6 protein-coding genes and 1 pseudogene are annotated in these 5,413 nt (G+C 45.8%); all 7 read right to left on the bottom strand.

Features of this window, described 5'->3' with window-relative positions; translation table 11 throughout:
• On the bottom strand, positions 1 to 558 hold a 558-nt coding region (locus tag QTO00_RS14110), incomplete at its 3' end, for a hypothetical protein (RefSeq protein WP_331425369.1).
• Between the two features lie 56 nt (positions 559 to 614).
• Positions 615 to 2,231 carry a guanitoxin biosynthesis MBL fold metallo-hydrolase GntH gene (gntH, locus tag QTO00_RS14115; protein WP_331425370.1) on the bottom strand — a complete coding sequence of 539 codons (1,617 nt, stop codon included), beginning with the start codon at positions 2,229 to 2,231 and terminating at the stop codon, positions 615 to 617.
• Positions 2,232 to 2,541: 310 nt separating this feature from the next.
• Positions 2,542 to 2,988, bottom strand: coding sequence for a hypothetical protein (locus QTO00_RS14120; RefSeq protein ID WP_331425371.1), 447 nt, complete (start codon positions 2,986 to 2,988; stop codon positions 2,542 to 2,544).
• Complete coding sequence (locus tag QTO00_RS14125; protein WP_331425372.1) at positions 2,985 to 3,365, bottom strand: hypothetical protein; 381 nt, start codon at positions 3,363 to 3,365, stop codon at positions 2,985 to 2,987. The genes QTO00_RS14120 and QTO00_RS14125 overlap by 4 nt, the downstream gene beginning before the upstream one ends.
• Before the next feature lie 361 nt (positions 3,366 to 3,726).
• Positions 3,727 to 4,164, bottom strand: a complete 438-nt coding sequence (locus tag QTO00_RS14130; protein WP_331425373.1) for a glycine zipper family protein — start codon at positions 4,162 to 4,164, stop codon at positions 3,727 to 3,729.
• Positions 4,165 to 4,220: 56 nt separating this feature from the next.
• Positions 4,221 to 4,940: a hypothetical protein gene (locus QTO00_RS14135; RefSeq protein WP_331425374.1), complete on the bottom strand. Its 720-nt coding sequence runs from the start codon at positions 4,938 to 4,940 to the stop codon at positions 4,221 to 4,223.
• 103 nt (positions 4,941 to 5,043) lie between these two features.
• A pseudogene (locus QTO00_RS14140) lies at positions 5,044 to 5,413 on the bottom strand (LysR family transcriptional regulator); the annotation flags it as partial.

A 5,413-nucleotide genomic window follows, 5' to 3' on the forward strand; every position in this document is an offset into this window, starting at 1 on the left:
GTTGTAAGAGAACTCAGTAACATGGCCTAGCTCATAGCTGAACCCCGCGTCTAGTCGGCCAAGGTGGCTTCGTTCGGATTCATGCTCAGTGGCGTGATAACTGTGGCCATGATCGTGGTCATCGTGTCCGAGAGACATCTTGCTGTTTCCATAGTCATAACCAATTCTGCCATGGAAACCGAGTTCATGCGTGGCTTGGTAATCTATCCCAAGCCGAGCTCGTAGCTCATTGCCATCGGCGTAGCCACCCTGAGCATAGGCTCCGTATGCAAACAGTCCAAGATCATCATTAGGTTTGAAATATTTACCTGCACCCAATTGATAGAAATCGTGGGCGCCAGTTTCGCCTTCGGCATAAATGAAGTATCCGCTTTCATCCATCCAAACAGCTTCTACACCGTAGGCTTTATCAGTGTCACTGTGACCATGGTGTTCTTCATTGGCGACGTACACATCAATTTGGGAGCCATTGGAAATATCCACATTGCCATGAGCAAAGGCAAAAGGAGTAAATAGAGCCATCGAGATTATTGAAAGGCGAAGATTAAAACGTGTCATATGTTGTTCCTACAATTCGTTAAGTTGGGGCACCGTGTAGTGCCCCGATTGAGTTGTTATTTGGTGTTACCTTCACGGGTATCACGGTAAGGGTCAGCTGAATGCTTACGGTGCACAGAGCGAGGTTCTAAACCATGTGCTTTACGCATCTCATCCACGATTCTTTGCTTCTCACCCATGCCTTGTTTCATGCTTTCAGGCAGCGCTTCTGTAGGAACAATCAAGTCTCGGTCGAGTGGCCATTCTTTTAGTAGCTGAGGGTGGTAGCCTTCTGGGTAGTACAATGACTCATCAATCTCTAGGTCGCGGATCTCTTGTTCTTGAATATCTGCACGAGAGTTCTTAGGCATCGGTACGCGGAATACTTCACCGTCATTTAAGTTGAACTGAGGTGCGCGGTTGTTCGGGAAGTCAGGAATAATACCTTCACGAACCCATGCCTTGTCTGGTGTCACGTTTGCCACAATCATATCTGGCGCACCAAAGTGGTAAGGCCCTTTCCAGTGCTCTCGAACCTGAGCAACGGTTTCGTTGTTGTAGTAAGGGTCAAATTCCATATGCGTTGTCATAAACAGTCGAGGCTGTACTTGATTGGCTAACCAACCAGCGGCATAGCCAGAGGTATGGTGAGTATCAATCGTGTAACGTGTTAAGAAGGCTGGCACACCTTGAACAATGGACGATAAACCCACTAATTCAGTTTGTACTTCTGTCACGAATAGGTCACAGCCACTGCCGTATTTGATGTCTAGCTCTGTTGGTCGGCCGTCCCCTGTCCACACGAAACAAAGGCTTTCTTCATCATTGATTGTCCAATCTAGACGATAGGCTGATGCACCATCTTTTGCGTGCGAACGTCGCCAGTGAGACACTTGAACGCCATCAACGTCGTAAATTACTCCGCCATCGTCTTTGAAATCAAACTCGACGACTTCGATATCATTACCAGATGGGAATACATCAAACGCATCTTGGTGCCAAGAGAGCATCTGGAGCATGCCTTCAACCATATGGCGAGTACCATCTTCAGGGTTTCGACCTGACGGACCGTAAATGGTCAGGGGTTTTTCCCAGCGACCGTTCCAACCGCCGAACTGATACAGGTATGGCAGCGAACCAAAGTGGTCAACGTGCAGGTGAGTGATAAAGACTTTATCTAGCTCATTGAGTGCAACCCCAGCACCGATATAGTTGGCAATAGATGCTTCCCCCAAATCAAAGACAAAGTTATCGCCATTTCCAAGCTCGACATAGATTGAGGTGTTCGCTTGCCCTGGGCGAATCATTGGAGATGTCCCCATAAAGGTTGCTCGCATTTCGTTGTGCTGGAGTTCTTCTGTTCTAGGAAACCAGTTAGCCGCAGTCACCATGTGATCCATTGGCTCAATGCCGTCAAACATCAGGCCTTCTTTCCAAAGCTCTTCACCTGTTTGGATATCAGTTTTTAGGCCGCCTTGTAAGATGGCGTGGATCTCTTCTGGTGAAGAGTAGATTTTGCCACCTTGCTTAATCAAATCTTCGGTGCTTACATTTTGTTCATAGTTGAAATGCTTGTAGCCACTGAAGCTTGCTGAGTTTTCTGACTGGTAATGCTCGAATGGATTATTAGCGAAAGCGCTGCTAGACAATAAGATAGCGCCAGCAAGAGTAGTTAAAGTTCGACAATTTTTCATGCGTGAGTTCCTACATAAGTTAAAGGAAATCACTTCCATGTGTTGCTGTTATGGGCAATGAACTTTAGCAATTCACCCCTGCCCTGTTGATGAAGCTATTATGGGATAGTGAGGCGAGAGAATGGATAGAGGAGACTTTAGATGAAACATAAACTGAATTTATGTATTAGAGGGCTTCTGCGTTTGTGCAGGGTGAAAAATAAAAAAGCTCATCAATATTGATGAGCTTTTCGTTGTTAAGATAGGTGTCATACCAACCGAGAAAGGCGGCAAATCCCTTTGCCATTGTAGGACTCGGTGAGGTAGGCGTTTAGCTATTTTCACTTGTGGTTTTGTCTTGCCCCGTTTGTTTAATTTTTCGGTTGAACTCTCTGTCGGCTAGCTCTTGTTCGTCATACAGATCTTCCAGTACCACTTGATCCATTTCCATCACATCATAGAACTGATCTTTGCAGTAGTTTTCATCCCACTTTGGACGCATTTTATCGTCTTGAGCGATGCTATTAACGTGCTCAGCGGCAAAGTGCGTGTAGTGTTCAAACAGTTCTTCATCGGTGCCATTGGCAACCCATGATAGCTTTTTAAACCACATCGCCGATTGTTCTTCGCTGATATGGTCGTTTACTTTACAGACCGACATTGCCACTAGCGACTCAGTGTAGTTTTCATAGTGTGGCAGGGTATTGTGAACGTGTGCTCCACATGCCAGTACCAAGCCAGAGAATAGGGCGGTTGAGGCTGCGATTATTTTTTTCATAGTGATGTCTCTTGGTTTGGTTGTGTACACATCTGTTTTACGTGACCTTTGTGTTCCGCTTCATCAATCAACTGCTTACCCATTGCGATTCCTTCTTGATACATGTCGTGTTGCTCGCTGAACTGAAACTCTTGACCAAGAACCTCAGCGGACAGACCCTCAATGGTTTCACGCATCACAGCGGATTGTTTGTCCACATAAGTTTGCGTCATGGTGCCGTACTCGACGCAATATTGGTTGACAGTTTCGACTGCCGCGGCAGCCATGATGGCGTTGTCCTGACTAAAGAGTGTGTCGTGGTCATGTTGGGCTGCGTGAGCCGACATAGTGCCTAATGTACTGATGCCTATCAAAGCGGCGATAACTGAGTTCTTCATTGGGAATTTCCTACAATTCGTAATCTGGTAAGCCAGATGTAACTATCTGACGTTTGGTGTTTAAAGGTCTGCCGTCAAAGGTTAGTGATGGCTGCCAATGCGAGTGAGGCTAGAGCCATGATGGAAACGATGCGTGTACTGTTCATATGTAAGTTCCTATGGTTCGATTCAGGAAATCACATCCGTGTGGCTTGATTGGTAAGCTGAAAGTCTGTGACTCTCTCCGTGCTTGGTTTATGGGCCTATTATGCTTGTGCTCTGTAGAGAAATGTAGATAGCTGACTTGGGTTGAAACATAAATTCAGTTTATGTATTTCATGTTCAATGAGTGTGTCCCCCACATGACTTTGCTTTCCCATGATTAATTTAATGAATCATAGCCACGGCCACTCATACAGTTACGCATTAAGCTATCGCGCTCTTGTTGGTTGGCGTGCTTCGCGGCGTTCTGAGAGCCTGCTCCCGATAAGACACCGACTGTGGTACCAACTGCTGCACCTGTTTTGGCTGCGCTGCTTCCCGAGTTTCCAGAGACACTCCCCGCAATTGCCCCTGCGGCTGCACCACGTAACCCTCTTTTCACACCTTGCTCTACCGCACCACTTCCTTCGTGGTGGCCAACATTGTCGAGTAAGCTAAAGCACTGGGCATGATCTTGCTGAAACAAGTCGGGGTCGTAGCGAGACTCATCAAACACTAAAGTGTGGGCAGAGACATAAGTGGGAACTGCTGAAAACATAGCAACACTAATGGCAGCAGTGACATTAATGATTTTCTGGCGTAGGGAGTGGTTTTTCATCGTATTGGCCTCTTAGGAAACCGGCAACTCCTTTTGCCATTTAGGACTCGTTTGGGTTAAAAATCGTAAGACACACCAAGTGTCCAAATGCTGTCGTTCTCAACAATATGGTTTAGCGCGCTTGATGTTGAGAGTTCACCTTCATTAGTGTTGAAATATGTGTATTTAACGTAAGGTGTCCATTGGTCTATTGACGTAGAGAGAATCATTTCATGCTCGTTAGTGCGGTATGAATCTTGGCTAAAATAGAAGTCGCCACCGACATGCGTAAAACCTCCATTGGACCCGCCTCGATTTTCGTGGGTGTATTTGTAATCCAATGCCCATTGTCCTATATCCAGCCCAAAACCAGCGACTAGTTGATTGGTGTTAATCGCGGTATCACTGAGGTTCTCTAGAACTTGGCCTGAACGGTTGTATCCGTAACCTGTAAACAAATTGAGGTTTTCGGTTACCTGGAAGTCAACAATCGCTTCGATCAGCATCTCTTCACCGGATTCCCACTTGCCGAGTTCACCATAGAGATTTAAACCCCAGTCGTCAGACAATGAGAAGTAGTGACCGTAACCTGCCGCTAGCCAGCCTTGGTCGTCAAAACCTATATAGACTTGACCGTTTTTAGATGTGTCAATGAGTGCACCCGCTTCTGTGGCGTAAGTGCCTTCAGCAGCAGCGTTAGAGGCAATGTTTTGTTCAATATATACTTGCGTAGATGCGGCAAAAGTAGCACTGCTAACACACATTAATGATAGTGGTAGTAAGCGAAACAGTTTCATGATTTTCTCCAGTATTGTTTAACTGTTAACAAGTACTGGAGATTATTTATTAGCTATCGCTGGCAATAAACGAAGTGGACTTTAGATGTGGAATAATTGACATTTATGTATTGGCTTGGGGTAGAGATGCTTTTATGGCATTGCGTACTCTTATGTGCTGGTTGTCGTTGGCATAGCGTCTATGGTAGAGCATTCGGAACGTAAGGGGTTGCAATTCTAATGGGATAGTGTGGATATTGAGATCGAGCCTCGGTGCCAACAGATTTGCCAACGAGCGTGTAGATGAAGCAATGTAATCCGTAGTGCTTGCCAGCATGAGCATTGAAGAAATAGAGCTGGTTTCGATAGTGATTCTTCTTGGTTGTATGGGTTTGTCTGACAGGAAGTCGATGGTGTTCATCTCTGAACGCCTTACTTTTAGCGCAATGTGCTTTTCGTCGAAGTACTGTTCATAGCTTAAGGAATCAGTAATA

Source organism: Vibrio sp. M260118 (assembly GCF_036533755.1).
GTDB lineage: Bacteria > Pseudomonadota > Gammaproteobacteria > Enterobacterales > Vibrionaceae > Vibrio.